The following is an 18,488-nucleotide window of genomic DNA, read 5'->3' on the forward strand; positions in this document are numbered from 1 at the left end:
GCGCACGCGAACGGGCGCGCCCGCACGCTGTCGCGTGAGGTACGCGCCCGGATACGACCGCCGGCCCGGGCCGGCGAACGGTGCGGCGTCAGAAAGGCGATCAGACGGGCAGGTTGCCCAGCGGAAGGTGACCGATCCGGCCCATCGGCATCGGGTCGAGTCGGACCAGGTCCGACAGCCGCTGCGACCACTGCCCCTTGTCAAGGCCCAGCGCGACCTCGCCCAGCCGCAGGAGCTGGACGTCGGAGGTCCCGGCCGGGGCGAAGATGTGGTGCGCGTCGCGCAGGTAGCGCTCGACCGGGCTGTTGGTGAACAGCCCGCTGGCCGCGTGGATCTCCATCGCGGTACGCGCCGAGTCCAGCGCCATCTCCACGTTGATCAGCTTGGCGTTCATCAGCTCCGCGTCGCACGACTCGCCCTGGTCCAGCAGGAAAGCGGCGTGGTACGCGGCCAGGCGCGCGGTCATCAGCCGGGACTGCATCTGGCCGATCTTCAGCTTGACCGGGGCGACGTCGTACAGCGGCTTGCCGTAGCGCTGCCGGTTGGAGGCGAAGGCGGTGGTCTCCTCCAGGATGGCCTGGTGGATGCCCAGGGCGACCGCGGTGAGGTTGGGCCGGCCGTACAGCACGCTGGAGGAGTACGCGACCGGCAGGCCGTCGCCCTCGTTGCCGAGCCGGTTGGCCGCCGGGACCCGGCAGTTCTCGAAGATCAGCTCGCCGAAGCTGAAGCCGTGCAGGCCCATCGCGGGCTGGTGCTCGCCGAGCGAGAAGCCGGGCCGGTCGGCCTCGACCAGGAAGGCGCTCAGGCCGCGGGAGCCCGGTCCGGTGCGGACCACGACGCCGTGCAGGTCGCCCACGTGGCTGTTGCCGACGAAGACCTTGCGGCCGTTGAGGATGTAGTCGTGGCCGTCGCGGACCGCGGTGGCCTCCATGCCGAGCACGTGGCCGCCCGAGCCGGGCTCCGTGACGGCAATGGTCGGCAGGCAGTCGCCGGCGGCTATCCGCGGCAGCCACTGCCACTTCTGCTCCTCGGAGCCGAAGTGCACGATCTTCGCGACGCCGAGCTGCGAGGCCTGCACCATCGCGCCCATGGCGCCGCTGACCCGGGCGAGTTCCTCGATAATGATGGTCTTGGCCAGGTGGCCCATGCCCATACCGCCGTAACCGCGGCCGATTGTGACCCCGATCCAGCCCTGTCGCGCGATCAAACGCGACAGTTCGTACTCCACGCTCCTCGATGACTCCATCGCGGGAATCCGAGGACGGACCTCGCGTTCCGCGAAGTCCCTGACCAGCTCACGCAGCCGCTCGTGCCGTTGTGTCGTGAAGTAGCCGCTCAACCGAACCCCTCCATGGAAGTCTTCCTGCCCGCCTCGGGTGAAGTGCGCAGGAAGTGCTGCCGCAACGCCCATCCCGGTCTTGAACAGGTCGACAGGATCATGGTGGTGACTCGAAACCGACGATTCAAGATCGACCATTGGATTGGCTGGATCTGGGCCAAAGCAAGCGGAAATATTGCCAACTTCGATCCGACCGAAAGCAATTTGCGGCATAAGGCCCGCGCTCCGCTGTTTCACGGTAGAGCGTTGCGCTTAAAACCAAACAAACGTTCGGGCATGTGCCCATGACAATACCGTTTTTCCGCGGAAACGTGAACCCGGCACTGTGTCACGCGGGACGGGAAGGCGCGAGACTGGGGGGCATGTGCCGAAGCATCAAGACCCTGCGCCCGCCCATGGCCCCCGAGGTGCACGACGAGGACATCCGGGCGGCCGCCCTGCAGTACGTCCGGAAGGTGTCCGGGTTCCGCGCCCCCGCCGCCCACAACCGGGAGGTGTTCGAGGAGGCCGTCGAGGCCGTGGCGGCGGCCACCGCCGCCCTCCTGGACGGCCTGGAGATCCGCGGCGTGGCGGGCGCGGCGGCCCAGGCGTAGGACCGCCGCGGCCCCGCCGGGAGCGGCTACGCCTCCTTGGAGGGCGCGGGCTCGGGCGCCGGCTCGGCCTCCGGGCGGCCCGCCGTCTCGGCCGCGCGCGCCTGGATGCCGGACAGGCGCCGCAGCGGCACCTCGCGGATGGTGAGCATCAGCAGGAAGCACAGCGCGGCGAGCATCGCGGCGATCAGGAACACCACGTGCATCGCGTTGGCGAACCCCTGCTTGAAGGGCTCGGCCAGCACCGGGTCCAGCTGCTTGAGGAACGACGAGTCGGTGACCACCGTCTTGGCGCTGTCCGGGCTGATGGCGTGCGGGTGCGCGGCGATCGCGGCCTGGAAGTCGGCGTGGCCGCGGGCCTTGGTGAAGGCGTCCGCGATCTTCGAGCCGACCGTGCTGAACAGCACCGACAGGAAGATGGCGGTGCCCGCGGTGCCGCCGAGCTGACGGAAGAAGGTCGCCCCCGCGGTCGCCGTGCCCATGTCCTGCGGCGGCACCGTGTTCTGCATGGAGAGCGTCAGTGGCTGCATCGTGCAGCCCAGCCCCGCGCCGAACAGCACCATCATGGCGCTGGTCTCGGGCAGCGGGGTGTTCCACTGCAACTCGAAGAAGAACAGCAGCAGCGCGACGCACATCACCGCCGTGCCGATCACCGGGAAGATCTTGTACCGGCCGGTCCGGGAGGTGGTCTGGCCGGTGACCACCGAGGCGGTCATCAGGCCCAGCATGAGCGGCAGCATCAGCAGACCGGACTTGGTGGGGCTCGCGCCCTTCACGATCTGGAGGTACTGCGGGATCATCAGCAGCCCGCCGAACATCACCATGCCGACCATCGCGCTGAGCAGGCTGGTCCGACTGAAGACGGTGTTGCCGAACAGCCGCATCGGCACCAGGGCGTCGTCGCCCATCACCCGCTCGATCAGTACCCACGACACGCAGCCTGCCACGCCGATCACGTAGCAGAGGATCGCCGGCACCGAGCCCCAGCCCCAGGACTCGCCCTGCTCGGCGACGAGCAGCAGCGGCACCACGCCGAGGGCGATGGTGGTCGCGCCCCACCAGTCGATCCGGTGCTCGCGGCGGCGGTTCGGGATGTCCAGCACCTTGGCGACCACGACCAGTGCCACCAGGCCGATCGGCACGTTGACCAGGAAGACCCAGCGCCAGCCGACGATGCCGAGGATGCTGCTCTGGCCGGCCAGGAAGCCGCCGATCAGCGGTCCGGCCACGCTGGACAGGCCGAACACGGACAGGATGTAGCCCTGGTAGCGGGCCCGCTCGCGGGGCGAGACGATGTCGGCGATGATCGCCAGCGCCAGCGACATCAGACCGCCGGCGCCCAGGCCCTGGAAGGCCCGGAAGGCCGCCAGCTCCACCATTGAGGTGGAGAACGTGCACAGCACCGAGCCGACGATGAACACGCCTATCGCGGTGAGGAAGAACGGCTTGCGCCCGTAGAGGTCGGACAGCTTGCCGTACAGCGGCGTGGTGATGGTCGAGGTGATCAGGTAGGCGGTGGTGGTCCACGCCTGCTCGTTCAGCCCGTGCAGGTCGTCGGCGATGGTCCGGATGGACGTGCTGACGATCGTCTGGTCCAGCGAGGCCAGGAACATGCCCAGCATCAGGCCGCTGAGGATGGTGAGGATCTTGCGGTGGCTGAGCGCGCCGGGCTCGGCCGGCGCCGCCGACGTTCGGCTGACGGACGTGGTCACGGAGTGGGCTCCTTGATCCAGGCCGCGGCATCGTGTGCGCGCGGGCGGTGGGGGGCCGCGGAGGCGGCGGAACCGGCGGGGTCGGCCGGTGCGGGCGGGTGCGGGCGGTCCGGGTCGGGCGGGGGCTCGTCCGGGGTCCGGTCCGGCGGGGCCGGAGCGGGCCGGGCCGCGGCGGCTACGGCCGGGCTCTCGGCGGGGGCGTGGGCCGCGTAGGCCTCGCCCAGGGCCTCGGTGAGCCGGCCGAGCAGCCGTACGAGCTCCCGCCGGTCGGCGGCGGGCCAGGCGGCGAGGGCGCCCGCGATCGCCCGGTCGCGCTGCGCACGGAAGCGCAGCACCTCGGCGCGGCCGGCCGCGGTGACGGCCAGCAGCGCGCCGCGCTTGTCCTCCGGGTCGGGCCGGCGGCTGATCAGCCCCCGCTCGAACAGGGACCGGACCTGCCGGCTGACCGTGGACAGGTCGAGCAGAGTGTCGGCCGCCAGGTCGGTGGCGCGCTGCTCGCCGCAGTCGACCAGCCGCGCGAGCAGCATCCGGTCGCCCGAGCTCCACTGGTTCTCGTCCCGGCCGCGCTGCTTCAGCACGTTCATCAGCCGGACCAGCCGGGTCAGCTCACCACCAAGAGCGGCGCCGTCCGCCAGCGCCGCCTCGTCCAGCACCGCGTCGTCCAGCACCGCGTCGTCCAGCACCGCGTCGTCCAGCACCGCGTCGTCCAGCACCGCGTCGTCCAGCACCGCGTCGTCCGCGCCGGCGCCGGTTCCGTCGTCCATCGCATCGCCTCCGGAAAAACTTGCTTGCCTCAAGCAATAAGATAAGCATACGACCGGTCCGGAGCATCGTCCCCCGTGCCCCGCCCGGCACAGCAGGCACCCGGCGGGCGCCCTGAGGCGATCAGCGGCGCGTCCCGGCCGCCAGGGGTGCCCCGGGGCGGCTCAGGGGGTGGTGCGAGGAGTCGTACGAGGCCCGGTGCGGCCGTACGCGCCCGCGCCCGGCCCGGCGGACGGGGAACGCACGCCTGCCGGATCGGCGGACGGGCACGTACAGCCGCCGGATCAGCGAAGGGAGACGCACGCCCGCCGGCTCAGCGGACCGGGACGAACACCTGCCGGGACTCGCTGTAGCGGTGCGCGGCGTCCGGCTCGAGGTAGGTCGCCCAGGTGCCCGGGCCGTATGCCTCGGTCACCAGCTTGTAGCGGCCGGCCGCGTCGGCGCGGCCCTTGACCACCCAGTACCACTGGCTGTCGCCCTGCGGACGGAAGGCCAGCACCACGCGGGCGCCGGGCAGGCGCACCCAGCCGCGGCGGGTGAGCTGGGTGACCGCGCCGGTGGCGGTCAGCCGCGCGTTCCGGTACGGCCGGGCCGGCGCCATGGCGATCGACATCGCGGTGCGCACCCGCCGCGGGATCGGCACGCTCGGCATCGGCGCCGTGTCGGCGGACGCGGCCGGGGCCAGGCCGGCGGCGAGACCGCCGGCGAGCGCGGCCGCCGCGGAGATCACGCCGGCCCGCAGCACGGCTCGCCGCGAGCTGCCCTCGTCACGCATCGCGGCTCCCCCCAGAGGTCTCGACGGGCGCCCGGCGGACGGCGCGGCGCCCGGACCGGAGTCTATCCGGCCCCTGCCGGGGCCCCGCGGGCCGGGCTCGCTCCTAGGACTGCCCGTAGGACAGCTTGGAGCAGGGGTTGGCGTCGGCGCTGCGGGCCTGCTGGGTGAGCGACTTCGGCAGCGGCTTGGGCGGGGCGGTGGCCGCGGCCTTGGCGTAGTCCTGGCCGAGCACCACGTTGATGCCGGAGATGTTCAGCTGCTCCAGCTGCGAGCCCGGGAAGAGGCCGGCCAGCGCCTTGGCCTGGGCCTGGTCGGCGGCGCCGTACTCGATCAGGGTGGTGGCGTGGTCCTGGCTGCGGGCGGTCGTGGTGGTGGTGACGGTGTAGTGGGAGGCGGTGAGCTTGTCCGCGCCCTTGCCGGCCAGGCCCGTCATGGTGGTGCCGTTGTAGACGCCCACCTGCACGCCGGTGCCGTCCACGGTCGGGGTCGGCGTCGGCTTGGGGGTGACCTTGCCGGAGGCGTTGACGCCGTCCAGGGTCTGGTTCGCCTTCAGGGTGTCGAAGAGGTTGTCCACGTCCGGGTGGACCAGGTCTATCCGCGCGCCGACGTAGCGCCAGGGCGCGGTGATGAACTTGATGTTCTTCAGGTCGATGTTCTGCATCGACAGCCCGAACTTCGCCAGCTTCAGGCCGCTGTCCAGGGCCGGGTCCACGGTGAGGGACTTCGTGACGGCGTTGGCCAGCGGGAGCATGTTGGTCAGGCTCATGCCGCCGTTCTTGACCTTGGCGATCAGGGCGGACAGGAAGGCCTGCTGGCGCATCATCCGGCCGACGTCGGAGTTGTCGCCGATGCCGTGCCGCATCCGCACGTAGTCCAGGGCCTTCCGGCCGGACAGGTTCTGCATCCCGGCCGGCAGGACGAGGTTGCCCCGGTGGCCGAGGTTGGGGTTCAGGTCGCCCTGGTAGATGTTGTTGGGCACGCAGACCTCGACGCCGTGGACGGCGGAGGTCATGGACGCGAAGCCGGCGAAGTCGATCACCAGGGTGTGGTCGATCCGCATCCCGGCGAGCTTCTCCACCGTGTTCTGGGTGCAGGCCGGGTTGCCCTTCGCGGTGTCGCCGGTGGAGAAGGCCGAGTTGAACATGGCCTGGGGCTTGTCGGCGGACCAGGTGCCGTCGGGCAGCAGGCACGGGGGTATGTCGACCAGGGAGTCGCGGGGTATCGATATGCCCACCGCGTGCTTGTGGTCGGGGTAGACGTGCAGCAGGATCGTGGTGTCCGAGCGGCCGATGGGTCCGGCGGCCGAGCCGCCGAGCTTGCCGTTCGCGCCGGCCCGGGAGTCGGAGCCGATCAGCAGGATGTTCACCGGCTTGTCGCCGTTGGCGTCGGCCTTCGCCTCCGCCGGGCGGTTCTTGGACAGGCCCGACGCGTCGAAGGTCGAGATGTTGGCGTTCAGCTTGAGGTAGATCGCACCGGCGGCGCCGACGATCACGACCGCCAGCGAGGCGATCACCGCTATGACGATCTTCTTCCGGCTGCGTTCGCGCTTGACGCCCCGAACACCCATGCCCAGCCCTTCGGTCCGGCGACCTGCGCACAACGAGGGCCCCACGTCTATCACGGCGCCCCGAACACCCGTATGACAGGGGTCACAGGGGTTACGGGACGGGGCACGCGAGACGGACGGCGGGCGCGCCGCGCCGGCGGCGCGGACCGGGCAGCGCCTTCGCCGGACGCTACGGCTCCGCTACGGCTCCAGCGCATCGGCGAGCGTGTGCACCGGGTGGAAGACGGCGTCCAGGCCGGTGAGGGTGAGCAGCCGGCGGGTCTGCGGGCGGGCGCACGCCATCCGCACCTCGCCGCCGCGGTCGGTGATCCGGCGCCGGCCGCGCAGCAGCAGGGACAGGCCGTAGCAGTCGATGAACTCCAGCGGGCCCAGGTCGAGCACCACCCGCGGCCATGCCGCGGCGGCGTCCAGGTGCGGGACCACGAACGGGGCCGCGCCGAGGTCGATCTCGCCGGTCAGCTCGACCACCGTGATGTCACGTATCCGGTACGTGCGCGCGAACGCCGTCGGTGGCGGGATGATGTCGCCGGGCCGGTGCGCGTGCTCCGGCCGATCCCCGTGGTGCACCGCAGCCCCCTCACCTGACCTGCGGTTACCGTAGCGGTGCGGCGGTGTCGCGGGGGAGGCCGACGGGACAATCGGTGGCCGAGGTTCACCCGATTGGCGCAATGCCGACCGGGTGGCCGTCACCGTGTGTCGTCGTCCTCCGGGGTCACATCGCGGACCGGACGCGTCACATCTCGGACTGGAAGGAGTTCAGCCAGTCCAGCGAATCGGCCGGCGAGAGGGCCACCTTGTCCAGCGCGTTCATCGCCTTGTCGTACTCGACCACTTCGTCGTGCTTGTCGACGTAGAGAGCGCCGGTGAGCTGCTCCAGGTAGACGAGATCCGGCAGGTCGGACTCGGGGAAGCTCAGCAGTGTGAAGGCGCCGCCGCCCGCCGCGTGGCCGCCGGTGGCGAACGGCAGGATCCGTACGTCCACGTTCGGCGCCTCGGCCGCCTCCAGAATGTGCCGGATCTGGTCGCGCATCACCTGGCGGGTGCCGAACGGCCGGTGCAGCGCACCCTCGTCCATCACCGCGACGAAGTGCGGGGCCCGCTCGGACACGAGCAGCTTCTGCCGCTCCAGACGTAGTCCGACTCGTCGTTCCACCCAGGAGTCGGCTCCTTCGGGGTGACCAAGTCGGATCACCGCCCTTATGTAGTCCTCCGTCTGCAGCAGGCCGTGCACGAACTGGACCTCGAACGTACGGATGAGGGCCGCGGACTCCTCCAGGCCTACGTACGTCTGGAACCAGGTCGGCATCACCTCGCCGTACCCGTGCCACCAGCCGGCCGCGTTGGCCTCGCTGACCAGGCCGAGCATCGCGGTGCGCTCCGCCTCGTCGGTGACTCCGTACAAGGTCAGCAGGTCGGCGACGTCCCGCTCCTTGAAGCTGACCCTGCCCAGCTCCATGCGGCTGATCTTCGACTCGGAGGCGCGGATCGAGTAGCCCGCGTCCTCCCTGGTGATGCCCCGGGTCTCACGCAGCCTGCGTAGCTGCGCCCCGAGCAGCATTCGTCGCACGATGGACCCGCCTCCCGGCTGCCCTGCGCTCATAGGTCACGCTCCGCCCTTGGTTCATCAGCAGTCTGCCACTAACGGACTGCGCGCAGTACCCATTCAGTCACTCTCCAACGTCACGTGCATCAATTCCTTGCAGATGCACGTGCAGACGCCCTTGCATCATGTGGTCCCGATCCATGAGCATGGTCCCTGTGCAGATACTCCGGGGGCACGTATGAGGCAAGAGGCCGCAGCAGTGCTGGAGCCGTTAAGGCAGCGCGTGCTCGCACCCGAGCGGCTCGCCGCCGGTGACGGAGCCACCTGCGAACTGCCTGCCGCCTTCGAATCGGTGCGTGAGGCGCGCCGGTTCACTCGTACGACCCTTCAGCACTGGGATCTGTCCGCCCTGCGCGAGTCGATGGAACTGGTCGCCTCGGAACTGGTGACCAACGCACTGCGATACGGCGTGCCGGTGGGGTCGCCGGGCCGGCCGGTGCGGCTGAGCATCGTGCGCTGGACGTCACGAGTGGTGTGTGCGGTGCGCGACCCCAGTCCGGTCGGACCGGTCCCCAAGGACCCCGACTTCGTCGCGGAGACCGGCCGCGGACTGCACCTGGTGGAATCCTTCAGCGAAGGCTGGGGCTGGTTCCCGCTGACGGGCGCGGGCAAAGTCGTCTGGGCGCTCTTCCTCGCGGCGGAGCGCCGCTGAGTCGTGTTCGGCCCGCGGGCGGACCCGCGGGAAAGTCCGGCGTCAGCCGGCGGCGATCAGGTGATCGAACTCGCCCGCCTTCACCCCGATGATCATCGATTCGATCTCGGCCCGGGTGTAAATGAGCGCGGGGCCGTCCGGAAAGCGTGAATTGCGGACGGCGACTTCTCCGTCAGGCAGCGCGGCAAACTCCATGCAGGTGCCATTCGCGTTGCTGTGACGGCTCTTCTGCCAGACCACTCCTGTGAGGTCTTCGGCGGCCATTCCATTGTGCGTCCGACGCATCAGCCACTCCCCATAAGTACCGTGCCTGGTCCTCAACGATGATAACTCGCCACGCCCGCACGTGCATCTGCACGTGCAAGTGCACGTGCAGTCACACCCGGTGAACTTCTGGGTGGACCCGGTACGCTCCGTCCCCGGCCGGGTCCGTCAGGTGAAATCGGCGGGAGATACGCCCGATGGGTCCGATACGATATTGAGCATCAGAACCGGCCCGGCACCGGCCCCGAAGCTGAATTCATCACTCCGCGCAACGAATTGGGAGCAGCCTGCAATGGCTCGTCACCTCATCACTTCAGCCCTGCCCTATATCAACGGGATCAAGCACCTGGGCAACATGGTGGGGTCCATGCTCCCGGCGGACGTCTACGCCCGGTATCTGCGGCAGCGCGGTCACGAAGTGCTGTACATCTGCGCCACGGACGAGCACGGCACCCCGGCCGAACTGGCCGCCAAGGAGGCCGGACTCCCGGTGGACGTCTTCTGTGCCCGCGCGCACGACGCGCAGAAGGCGGTCTACGACGGATTCGAGCTGTCCTTCGACCACTTCGGCCGCAGTTCCTCCGCGGAGAACCGGGACATCACCCAGGAATTCGCCCGCGCGCTGAACACCAACGGCTTCATCGAGGAGCGGTCGATCCGCCAGGTGTACTCGCTGGACGACGAGCGCTTCCTGCCCGACCGCTACATCGTCGGCACCTGCCCGCACTGCGGGTACGACAAGGCGCGCGGCGACCAGTGCGAGAACTGCACCCGCGTGCTCGACCCGACCGACCTGATCGAGGCCCGCTCGGCGATCAGCGGAAGCAGCCGGCTGGAAGTCCGCGAGACCAAGCACCTCTTCCTCCTGCAGTCCAAGCTGGCCGGCGAGGTGGAGGCGTGGATCGACGCCAACGGCGCCGAATGGCCGACCCTGGCCTCCTCGATCGCCCGCAAGTGGCTCACCGAGGGCCTCCAGGACCGGTCGATCACCCGCGACCTCGAATGGGGCGTCCCCGTCCCCGCCGACACCTGGCCTGAGCTGGCCGCCGAGGGCAAGGTCTTCTACGTGTGGTTCGACGCGCCGATCGAGTACATCGGTTCCACCAAGGAATGGGCCGACGCCGATCCCGGGAACCGGGACTGGAAATCGTGGTGGTACGAGGCCGATGAGACGGTTCGGTACACGGAGTTCATGGCGAAGGACAATGTCCCCTTCCACACCGTGATGTTCCCGGCCACGCAGTTGGGCACACGTGAACCGTGGAAGAAGGTCGACTACGTCAAGGCTTTCAACTGGCTGAACTACTACGGCGGCAAGTTCTCCACCTCGCAGCGGCGCGGGATCTTCACGGATGCCGCACTCGAACTCCTCCCCGCCGACTACTGGCGCTACTTCCTGATGGCGAACGCGCCCGAGTCGGACGACACCTCCTTCACCTGGGAGCTGTTCGCGGCCTCCGTCAACAAGGACCTGGCCGACACCCTCGGCAATTTCGTGAACCGGGTGCTGTCCTTCTCCCGCAAGCGGTTCGGCGAGCAGGTCCCGGCGGGCGAGGCGGCGGGAGCGGCCGAGGTCCGGCTCGGTGAGCAGATCGCCGGGCTGCTGGCGGAGTACGAGGCGCACCTGGAGACCCTCCAGTTCCGCAAGGCCGCGCAGGCCCTGCGGGCGCTGTGGAGCGCCGGCAACTCCTACCTGGAGGAGAAGGCGCCCTGGCTGGAGATCAAGACCAACCCGGAGGGCGCGGCGCTGACCCTGCGGACCGCGATGAACCTCATCCACCTGTACGCGGTGGTCTCCCAGCCCTTCATCCCCGCCTCGGCCCGCGCGATGCGCACCGCCTTCGAACTGCCCGCCGACGACGCGGCCTGGGTCACCCCGGACGAGGCCCGCGCCCTGGCCGCGGTCCCGGCCGGCACGCCCTTCACTCTGCCGCCGGTGCTGTTCGCCAAGATCACCGACGAGGAACTGGCATCGTACGTCGAGCGGTTCGGCGGCGACCCGGACGCGGCGGCCTGAGCGCTTGCGCGCTTACGGACACCCCGGGCGTACGGACCCGCGCGTCCGTACGCCCGGACCCGTACCGACGGGCGGTCAGCGGGACAGCGCGGCCGCGTCCCCCATCACCACCACCGGGTGGAGGGCCGGGTCCAGCGTGCGCAGCAGGGTCCGCATCGCCGCGGCCGGCAGCGACACGCAGCCCTGGGTGGGGCCGCCGTGGTCCACGTGCAGCCAGATGCCGCCGCCCCGGGACGCGCCGAGCGGCCGGGTCCAGTCGCGCGGTGACGTACCCGGTACGTGGTTGTAGTCGATCGCGATCACGTAGTCGAAGGCGTGGGCCAGCGGCTCCCCGTTGAAGCCGGTGCCGTGCACGGTGAAGCCGATCGGGGCGTGGTCGTAGGTCAGGCGGGTGCCCGGGTCGGCGAGCCGGCCGCCCGCGTCGGTGAGGGCGAACACCCCGATCGGGGACCGCAGATCACCGGTGTGGTGGTCGGACGTCCAGCCGCGCAGCGCGTTGTGCCCCGGCCAGGCGGGCCCGGCGGCGACCCAGCCGCGCACCGGGTCGAGCCGGTAGAGGGCGACCGTGGACCGCGACGCGTCGTGCCCGGCGCCGGTGACCAGCACCACCTGGCGGGCCGTGGCCGGCACCCGGGCGAGGGTGGCCGGGCCGAGTCCCGGGAGCCGGGCCGGCGCGGGCTGCGGCGCGGACCGTCCCGCCCGCCCGGCCTCGGCGGGCACCACCCGCGGCACCGGCACGTCCTTCGTCACGTGCGAGGGCTGCGCCGCGGTCCCCGGGTGCGCGCACCCGGCCAGCACCGGCAGTGCCAGCAGGGACAGCACGCCCACGGCCGCGGCCGGACCGCGGTGACGGCGGGGCACCCCGCGGGATATGCGCATGGAAAACGGCCTTTCGGGACGAGGGGGAGGGGTCGAGGGGGAGCGGCGCGCGCGGTCGGCGGTACGTCACGTCGCCGTGAGGGGCTCAGGAAAAGCTCACCGAGAGCAGGGCGTCCTGCACGGCCCGGCGCTCGGCGGCGGTGGGGCGGGCCAGGCAGTACACGCCGGTCAGCACCTTGCCGGTGGCGGGGCGGTGGGGGTCGGCGAGCATGACGTACCACTGCTCGGTGCCGCCCTCGACGCGGCAGTCCTTGGGGACCGTCAGCGCCGGGCTGATGTTCTTGCCCGGCACGGCCTTGGCCGCCAGACCCGGGCTCTTGACGACCGAGACGACCAGGTAGCCGCCGCCGGGGGCGAGTTGGTGACGCAGCGGCAGGCACATCTGCTGAGTCGGTTGCGCGCAGGCCGCCTGGGGCCACAGCGCCTGGCTGGCGGCGAACACGTTGCCGTACGCCTCGCTCCCCTGCCAGCCCGGCGGCAGCCGCAGGGTCAGCGCCGGGTTCCCGAACCGGACGAGCCGCTTGTCGGTGGTCGGGGGAGGGGTGAAGGTGCGCGGGTCGGTGGTGGGCGCCGCGGTGCCGGCCGCGGCGGGCGGAGGCGCGCCCGGCTCGGTCCCGGCCCCGCCGTCCCGGCCGCCCCCGGGCAGCAGCACTCCCGCGCCGGCGATGGCGGTCACCAGGAGCGCCGACACCCCGGCGGCCCGGCGGCGCCGCCTGCGGCGCACCCGTTCCCGGATCCGCTCCAGGCGCTGCGCCGGCGCCGGAAGCTGCGGCACCCCGCGCTCCAGCAACGCCCGCAGGTCGTCCTCCTCCACGGTCACCCCGTCCACCCCCCTCCGATGGTCCCCGCGGCTCTCAGCACGGCCGCCGCCCGGCGTGATGCCCTTCGTCCACGGCCCGGACGTCCGGCGACGTGCGGTCCGCGTCCGATCCGGTCCGCGGGTCCGTGCCGGTCGATCCGGAGGGTGCCGCTTCCCGTACGCCCGCCCGGTCCGGCGATTCCCGGGTGCCCGGGAGCGAGACCGTGGCCGGCAGGCGGTCGCGCAGGGCGCGCAGGGCCTTGGCGGCCTGGCTCTTGACCGTGCCCTCGGTGCAGCCCAGGGCCTCGGCGGTCTCGGCGACGCTCAGGTCCTCGAAGTAGCGCAGCACCACCACCGCGCGCTGCCGTACCGGAAGCGCGCGGATCGCCTCGGCCAGGGCCTGTTCCAGGTCCACGTCGGCGAAGGGGTCGCCCGGGCGGGCGCGGTCCGGCAGTTCGCCGTGCGGGACCTCGGCCCGCCAGCGGCGGCGCCACCACGAGGCGTGGGTGTGCACCAGCGCCGTACGGACGTACGCCTCCGGGTTCTCCGCGGCGATCCGCGGCCACTTGGGCCAGACCCGGGCCAGGACCGTCTGCAGCAGGTCCTCGGCGAGGTGGGCGTCGCCCGTGAGCAGCCAGGCGACCCGCAGCAGTCTCGGGCCGCGGGCCGCGACGAATTCCTCGAACCCGAGGGGTTCCCTCACCGTCCACCTCATCTCCCACACTTCAGGAACGCCCTCGGTGCGGAATGAGGTTGCCCCGGACACCCCGGAAAACGGAGCGGGGCCGCGGCGACGCGCGGTGCGGGCGGTGACGGGGGTACGCGGCGGCGGCCTGTTCCTCGCGCGCGCCGCTTCATTATCACTTTACGCGGTCGCGCAACCACGTCCGGTAATTCTTGAAGCGGGACGTCTCACCCCCCACACCCCGCAATTCCCGCCCAAGGATTGGAGTGTCCCATGAGGAAACTGCTGACCGCCCTGGCCATGAGCACTGTCGCGATGACCGTACTCGCGGTGCCCGCCGCAATGGCGTCGACCCCGTCGGCCCCGGCGCCCGGCGCACCCACGGTGAATTTCGTCACGTCGGCCACCTGCACCTCCGGCGGCGGCAAAGTGGAGTCCGGACTCTCCCTGACCGGTCAGGTCTGCAAGGGCGGTTCCTCGGACGGCGCCTGGGTGATCCCGGACCTGCCGAGCGCCCCCGCGGCGCCCGGCACTCCCACCGCACCCGGCGCACCCGCGGCTCCGGGCGCCTCCGCGCAGAACGGCTGACCGCCGCCCGGACGGACTCCGGCTTCCGGCCCAGGGCGCGGGCCGGAAGCCGGGCTGCTGCGGAGCCTTGAGAAGATCAGCTCTTCTTCTGCTGCCCGCGCAGCGCGAGGTGCAGCTCGCGCAGCCGGGTCTCGGGAACTGGCGAGGGCGCCCCCATCAGCAGGTCCTGCGCCTGCTGGTTGAGCGGGAAGGCGATGGTCTCGCGGATGTTCGGCTCGTCCGCCAGCAGCATCACCATGCGGTCCACACCCGGTGCGATGCCGCCGTGCGGCGGGGCGCCGTAGTGGAACGCCCGGAGCATGCCGCCGAACTCGGCCGCCACGGTCTCGCGGGAGTAGCCGGCGATCTCGAACGCCTTGTACATCACGTCCGGCTCGTGGTTCCGGATCGCGCCCGAGGACAGCTCGACACCGTTGCAGACGATGTCGTACTGCCAGGCCAGCACGTCCAGCGGGTCCTTGGTCTCCAGCGCCTCCAGACCGCCCTGCGGCATGGAGAACGGGTTGTGGGAGAACTCGATCTGCCCGGTGTCCTCGTTGCGCTCGAACATCGGGAAGTCCACGATCCAGCAGAAGCGGAAGACATCCTCGGTGAACTGGCCGGCCCGGCGCGCGGCCTCCACCCGGACCGCGCCCATGATCCGCGAGACCTCGTCGAAGTCCCCGGCGCCGAAGAAGACCGCGGTGCCGGGCTTGGCGCCGACCGCGGCGACCAGGGCGGTGACGTCCTCCTCGGTGAGGAACTTGGCGATCGGCCCGGTCAGCGCGTTGCCCTCGCCGACCCGGACCCACGCCAGGCCCTGGGCGCCGAGCGAGACCGCGTACTCGCCGAGGGAGTCGAAGAACTTGCGCGGCTGGTCACCGGTGTCCGGCACGGCCAGGGCGCGCACGTGCTTGCCGGCGAACGCCTTGAAGTCGGAGCCCGCGAAGACGCCGGAGACGTCGACCAGTTCCAGCGAGGTGCGCAGGTCCGGCTTGTCGTTGCCGTACTTGACCATCGCCTCGCGGTAGGGGATGCGCGGGAACGGCGAGGTGACGTGGCGGCCGCCGCCGAACTCGGTGAACAGGTCGGTCATCACCTTCTCGATGACGCCGAACACGTCCTCCTGCTCCACGAAGCTCATCTCGACGTCGAGCTGGTAGAACTCGCCGGGCGAGCGGTCGGCGCGGGAGTCCTCGTCGCGGAAGCAGGGCGCGATCTGGAAGTACCGGTCGAAGCCGGAGATCATCAGGAGCTGCTTGAACTGCTGCGGGGCCTGCGGCAGCGCGTAGAAGGTCCCGGGGTGCACCCGGGAGGGCACCAGGAAGTCGCGGGCGCCCTCGGGCGAGGTGGCCGACAGGATCGGGGTGGCCATCTCGTTGAAGCCGAGCGCGGTCATCTCGCGCCGCAGGAAGGCGATCACCTGGGTGCGCAGCATGATGTTGCGGTGCATGCGCTGGCGGCGCAGGTCGAGGAAGCGGTTGGTCAGCCGCATCTCCTCGTTGGCGTTGTCCTCCGGGAAGACCGGGAAGGGCAGCGCGTCGGCGGCGCCCAGCACCTCGAAGGAGGTCACCTCGACCTCGACCTCGCCGGTGGCCAGGTCCGGGTTGATGTTCTCGTCGGCGCGGGCCACGACCCGGCCGTCCACCCGGACCACGGACTCCTTGGACTGGCCGGACAGCTGCTCGTACGCCGGGGAGCCGGGGCGGGCCACGAGCTGCGTGAAGCCGTAGTGGTCACGCAGGTCGACGAAGAGGATGCCGCCCAGATCACGGCGATTGTGCAGCCAGCCGGACAGGCGGACGTCGGTGCCGACGTCGGTGGCGCGCAGTTCGCCGCAAGTGTGGGACCGGTACCGGTGCATCTCTCGTCTCTCGTCCCGTCTCGTCCAGACCCGGGCCTCGTCCGGGCCCGTGGGTGTCGGGCTCAGCCTACCGGCGCCCGCCCCCGCTCCCCCAGCCGGATACCGGGCCACGGGCCGGCCACGGGCGGAACACGGCCGGAACGTCTCTTGCCATATCTTGCCCCGGCTTGTCGAATACCGACCCATTCCTCATAAACTGGCGAAATGCGCACTGAGGACGTCCTTGCCGCAGTGGGCTACGGCCTGTGGCAGTGGGACGAATCCACCGGCACGGTGACGGTCGACGGCCGCGCCGCCCGGCTGCTGGAGCTGTCCGGCGGTGCCGCCACGCACCGGTCGTCGGCGGTACGGGAGCGGCTGCACGCCGCGGACTACGTGGCACTGGCCGGCGCGGTGTCGCTGGCCACCGCCGAGGGCACGGTCGCCGAGTCCGTGCTGCGGGTGACCGGCGACGACGGCAGCGTGCGGCGCACCGTACGGGCCCGGCTGCGCCGGCAGGGTCCGCTGCTCAGCGGGTCGCTGCACGAGGTACGCCCCGGCCGGCCCGGGGAGCAGGCGGCGCCGGCCGGCGGGCGGCGGCAGGTCCGCGAGGCGTTCCTGCTGGACGCCGGGCGGGCGCTGGCCGAGGCGGACTCCACCGCGGAGGTGCTGCGGGTCGCGGCCGGCCTGTCGCTGCCCGGCTTCTCGCCCGACGGCCTCGCGGTGTTCGGCCTGGACGGCGACCGGCTGGCCCTCATCGGCCGACACGGACGGGAGACGGTCGCCGACGGCCCGTTCACGCAGATGCCGCTGACCACGGACTACCCGGCCGCGCTCGTGGTCCGCACCGGGCAGGCGGTCTACCTGCCCACCCCCGAGGAGTACGAGAAGCGGTTCCCGGACACGTGGCCGCTGACCCGCCCCTTCGGCCGCTCCTCGTGGGCGTTCCTGCCGCTGACCGTGGCGGGCACCACCATCGGCGCGTGGCTTGCCGCCTTCCGGGAGCCGGTGGAGTTCACCCCCGACGAGCGGTCGGTGCTCACCACCGTGGCCCGGATGCTCGCCCAGGCGCTGTCCCGGGCCCAGGTGCAGGAGTCGGAGCGGGCGATGCCCGACGGGCCGCGGCACGCCGTGCCGCCGGTGTCCGAGCCCGGCATCGACGGCATGAAGATGGCCGCCCGCTACGTGCCGACCGGCGGCGGGCTCCAGGTCGGCGGCGACTGGTACGACGTGATCGACCTGCCCTCGGGACGTACCGCGATCGTCATCGGCGACGTGCAGGGCCACGACGTACGGGCCGCGGGGATCATGGGCCAGCTCCGGATCGCGCTGCGCGCCTACGCCGCCGAGGGGCACGGCCCGGACGCGGTGATGTCCCGCACCTCGCGGTTCCTGGCCGCCCTCGACGGTCACCGGGACCCGTCGGAGATACGGTTCGCCACCTGCATGTACGTCGAGGTGGACCCGGCCACCGGCACGCTGGACCTGGTCCGGGCCGGCCATCCGGAGCCCGCGGTACGGCTCGGTGACGGCAGCGCCATCGTGCGCCGCACTCCCGGCGGGCTGCCGCTGGGCATCGACCCGGACGCGGACTACCGGACCACCCGGCTGGTGCTGGAGCCCGGCGAGGTGCTGATGCTGTGCACCGACGGCCTGATCGAGACCGGCGGGCACGACCTGGAGACTGGCTGGTCACGGCTGACCGGCGTGCTGGAGGCCGGCCCCGCCCACGACCTCGAGGCGCTGGCCGACGCCATGGTCCGCGCGGTGCACGGACCGGGCTCGCACCACACCACCGGGCCGCTGGCCGACCGGCGCGAGGACGACATCGCGCTGGTCCTGCTGCGCCGCGACCCGGACGGCCCGACCTGCGCGATGCCCAGCCGCCGCACCGTCATCACGGTGCCGCAGGACGAGCCGGCCGCGATCAAGTCGGCGCGCGACGACATCCGCGCGCTGCTGCACGACTGGGCCTCGGACGACCAGCGCGAGTCCGCGGTGCTGCTGGTCTCGGAGCTGGTCGCCAACGTCCTGGTGCACACCGACGCCGACGCGTTGCTGGCCGCGGAGCTGACCGGCCTGCCCGGGGTGCGCCGGCTGCACGTCGAGGTCGCCGACTCCTCCGACGAGATGCCGCACCGCCGCTCCCCCGGCGAGATGGCGTCCTCCGGCCGCGGCCTGCTGCTGCTCGAGGAACTGGCCGACTGCTGCGGCGTGAATCCGCGGGGCGACGGCAAGTGCATCTGGTTCGACTTCGTCGAGCCGCCCACCTCGGCCCCGCCGGGCGAGCCGGCGCCCGGGGAGCCGCGCGCGGCCGCGTAGCCGGGGCCACGTCATCGGGGGCCCGCCGCCACGGCACCCCGCACGACCGCACGCGTAACACCGCGTACCGGCCGGCGCGTCACTGGTGTGACCGATGTTCCGGCCGAACGGA

At 71.6% G+C, this 18,488-nt stretch carries 17 protein-coding genes and 1 pseudogene; 6 read left to right on the plus strand and 12 right to left on the minus strand.

The window, feature by feature from the left end; translation table 11 throughout:
• Positions 1-100 precede the first annotated feature (100 nt).
• On the minus strand, positions 101-1,339 hold the full coding sequence (locus ITX44_RS14905) for an acyl-CoA dehydrogenase family protein (RefSeq protein WP_205357688.1): 1,239 nt from the start codon (positions 1,337-1,339) through the stop codon (positions 101-103).
• A 12-nt stretch (positions 1,340-1,351) separates the two neighbouring features.
• On the opposite strand from ITX44_RS14905, the gene ITX44_RS14910 reads away from it, so the two are divergent.
• Together ITX44_RS14910 and ITX44_RS14915 are read left to right on the plus strand one after the other, a co-directional pair.
• Positions 1,352-1,627 carry a hypothetical protein gene (locus ITX44_RS14910; protein WP_205357689.1) on the plus strand — a complete coding sequence of 92 codons (276 nt, stop codon included), beginning with the start codon at positions 1,352-1,354 and terminating at the stop codon, positions 1,625-1,627.
• A gap of 74 nt (positions 1,628-1,701) precedes the next feature.
• A complete protein-coding gene (locus ITX44_RS14915) occupies positions 1,702-1,932 on the plus strand; it encodes a DUF2277 family protein (protein ID WP_205357690.1) in 231 nt (76 codons plus the stop codon).
• 26 nt (positions 1,933-1,958) lie between these two features.
• Here ITX44_RS14915 and ITX44_RS14920 read toward each other — a convergent pair whose 3' ends face one another.
• The 6 genes from ITX44_RS14920 to ITX44_RS14945 all read right to left on the minus strand — a co-directional run bounded on the left by ITX44_RS14920 (position 1,959) and on the right by ITX44_RS14945 (position 8,345).
• Complete coding sequence (locus ITX44_RS14920; RefSeq protein WP_205357691.1) at positions 1,959-3,641, minus strand: MDR family MFS transporter; 1,683 nt, start codon at positions 3,639-3,641, stop codon at positions 1,959-1,961.
• On the minus strand, positions 3,638-4,405 hold the full coding sequence (locus ITX44_RS14925) for a MarR family winged helix-turn-helix transcriptional regulator (RefSeq protein ID WP_236060620.1): 768 nt from the start codon (positions 4,403-4,405) through the stop codon (positions 3,638-3,640). The genes ITX44_RS14920 and ITX44_RS14925 overlap by 4 nt, the downstream gene beginning before the upstream one ends.
• Before the next feature lie 311 nt (positions 4,406-4,716).
• Positions 4,717-5,178: a hypothetical protein gene (locus ITX44_RS14930; protein WP_205357692.1), complete on the minus strand. Its 462-nt coding sequence runs from the start codon at positions 5,176-5,178 to the stop codon at positions 4,717-4,719.
• A gap of 103 nt (positions 5,179-5,281) precedes the next feature.
• Positions 5,282-6,745: an LCP family protein gene (locus tag ITX44_RS14935; RefSeq protein WP_205357693.1), complete on the minus strand. Its 1,464-nt coding sequence runs from the start codon at positions 6,743-6,745 to the stop codon at positions 5,282-5,284.
• A gap of 180 nt (positions 6,746-6,925) precedes the next feature.
• A complete protein-coding gene (locus tag ITX44_RS14940; RefSeq protein WP_205357694.1) occupies positions 6,926-7,312 on the minus strand; it encodes an anti-sigma factor antagonist in 387 nt (128 codons plus the stop codon).
• 166 nt (positions 7,313-7,478) lie between these two features.
• Positions 7,479-8,345, minus strand: a complete 867-nt coding sequence (locus ITX44_RS14945) for a Sco1979 family transcriptional regulator (RefSeq protein WP_205357695.1) — start codon at positions 8,343-8,345, stop codon at positions 7,479-7,481.
• A gap of 181 nt (positions 8,346-8,526) precedes the next feature.
• Here ITX44_RS14945 and ITX44_RS14950 point away from each other — a divergent pair, with 181 nt between their 5' ends.
• Entirely contained in the window at positions 8,527-9,000 is a 474-nt protein-coding gene (locus tag ITX44_RS14950) for an ATP-binding protein (RefSeq protein ID WP_205357696.1), read from the plus strand.
• 42 nt (positions 9,001-9,042) lie between these two features.
• Here ITX44_RS14950 and ITX44_RS14955 read toward each other — a convergent pair whose 3' ends face one another.
• Positions 9,043-9,285 (minus strand): DUF397 domain-containing protein, encoded by a 243-nt coding sequence (locus tag ITX44_RS14955; protein WP_205357697.1) that lies wholly within the window; start codon positions 9,283-9,285, stop codon positions 9,043-9,045.
• A 271-nt stretch (positions 9,286-9,556) separates the two neighbouring features.
• On the opposite strand from ITX44_RS14955, the gene metG reads away from it, so the two are divergent.
• Entirely contained in the window at positions 9,557-11,281 is a 1,725-nt protein-coding gene (gene metG / locus ITX44_RS14960) for a methionine--tRNA ligase (RefSeq protein ID WP_205357698.1), read from the plus strand.
• Positions 11,282-11,356: 75 nt separating this feature from the next.
• Here metG and ITX44_RS14965 read toward each other — a convergent pair whose 3' ends face one another.
• The 3 genes and pseudogenes from ITX44_RS14965 to ITX44_RS14975 form a co-directional block, all read right to left on the minus strand.
• The gene (locus ITX44_RS14965) at positions 11,357-12,160 is read right to left on the minus strand and encodes a hypothetical protein (protein WP_205357699.1); all 804 of its coding nucleotides are present in this window, start codon (positions 12,158-12,160) and stop codon (positions 11,357-11,359) included.
• Positions 12,161-12,245: 85 nt separating this feature from the next.
• Positions 12,246-12,980, minus strand: coding sequence for a hypothetical protein (locus tag ITX44_RS14970; RefSeq protein ID WP_205357700.1), 735 nt, complete (start codon positions 12,978-12,980; stop codon positions 12,246-12,248).
• A gap of 187 nt (positions 12,981-13,167) precedes the next feature.
• Positions 13,168-13,674: pseudogene (locus tag ITX44_RS14975) on the minus strand (SigE family RNA polymerase sigma factor); the annotation flags it as partial.
• Positions 13,675-13,917: 243 nt separating this feature from the next.
• On the opposite strand from ITX44_RS14975, the gene ITX44_RS14980 reads away from it, so the two are divergent.
• Positions 13,918-14,232: a hypothetical protein gene (locus ITX44_RS14980; protein ID WP_205357702.1), complete on the plus strand. Its 315-nt coding sequence runs from the start codon at positions 13,918-13,920 to the stop codon at positions 14,230-14,232.
• Between the two features lie 76 nt (positions 14,233-14,308).
• Here ITX44_RS14980 and aspS read toward each other — a convergent pair whose 3' ends face one another.
• A complete protein-coding gene (gene aspS, locus ITX44_RS14985) occupies positions 14,309-16,075 on the minus strand; it encodes an aspartate--tRNA ligase (RefSeq protein WP_205357703.1) in 1,767 nt (588 codons plus the stop codon).
• 204 nt (positions 16,076-16,279) lie between these two features.
• Between aspS and ITX44_RS14990 the strand changes: the two genes are divergently transcribed.
• Positions 16,280-18,376, plus strand: coding sequence for an ATP-binding SpoIIE family protein phosphatase (locus ITX44_RS14990; RefSeq protein ID WP_205357704.1), 2,097 nt, complete (start codon positions 16,280-16,282; stop codon positions 18,374-18,376).
• Positions 18,377-18,488 lie beyond the last annotated feature (112 nt).

This window comes from Actinacidiphila acididurans (assembly GCF_016918855.1).
Lineage (GTDB): Bacteria > Actinomycetota > Actinomycetes > Streptomycetales > Streptomycetaceae > Actinacidiphila > Actinacidiphila acididurans.

Coding starts and splice junctions, on each gene's coding strand:
- ITX44_RS14915 (WP_205357690.1), top strand. CDS start 1,702: ATGTGCCGAAGCATCAAGACCCTGCGCCCGCCCATGGCCCCCGAGGTG.
- aspS (WP_205357703.1), bottom strand. CDS start 16,075: ATGCACCGGTACCGGTCCCACACTTGCGGCGAACTGCGCGCCACCGAC.
- ITX44_RS14950 (WP_205357696.1), top strand. CDS start 8,527: ATGAGGCAAGAGGCCGCAGCAGTGCTGGAGCCGTTAAGGCAGCGCGTG.
- ITX44_RS14965 (WP_205357699.1), bottom strand. CDS start 12,160: ATGCGCATATCCCGCGGGGTGCCCCGCCGTCACCGCGGTCCGGCCGCG.
- ITX44_RS14935 (WP_205357693.1), bottom strand. CDS start 6,745: ATGGGTGTTCGGGGCGTCAAGCGCGAACGCAGCCGGAAGAAGATCGTC.
- ITX44_RS14990 (WP_205357704.1), top strand. CDS start 16,280: ATGCGCACTGAGGACGTCCTTGCCGCAGTGGGCTACGGCCTGTGGCAG.
- ITX44_RS14930 (WP_205357692.1), bottom strand. CDS start 5,178: ATGCGTGACGAGGGCAGCTCGCGGCGAGCCGTGCTGCGGGCCGGCGTG.
- ITX44_RS14945 (WP_205357695.1), bottom strand. CDS start 8,345: ATGAGCGCAGGGCAGCCGGGAGGCGGGTCCATCGTGCGACGAATGCTG.
- metG (WP_205357698.1), top strand. CDS start 9,557: ATGGCTCGTCACCTCATCACTTCAGCCCTGCCCTATATCAACGGGATC.
- ITX44_RS14910 (WP_205357689.1), top strand. CDS start 1,352: ATGGAAGTCTTCCTGCCCGCCTCGGGTGAAGTGCGCAGGAAGTGCTGC.
- ITX44_RS14980 (WP_205357702.1), top strand. CDS start 13,918: ATGAGGAAACTGCTGACCGCCCTGGCCATGAGCACTGTCGCGATGACC.
- ITX44_RS14955 (WP_205357697.1), bottom strand. CDS start 9,285: ATGCGTCGGACGCACAATGGAATGGCCGCCGAAGACCTCACAGGAGTG.
- ITX44_RS14925 (WP_236060620.1), bottom strand. CDS start 4,405: ATGGACGACGGAACCGGCGCCGGCGCGGACGACGCGGTGCTGGACGAC.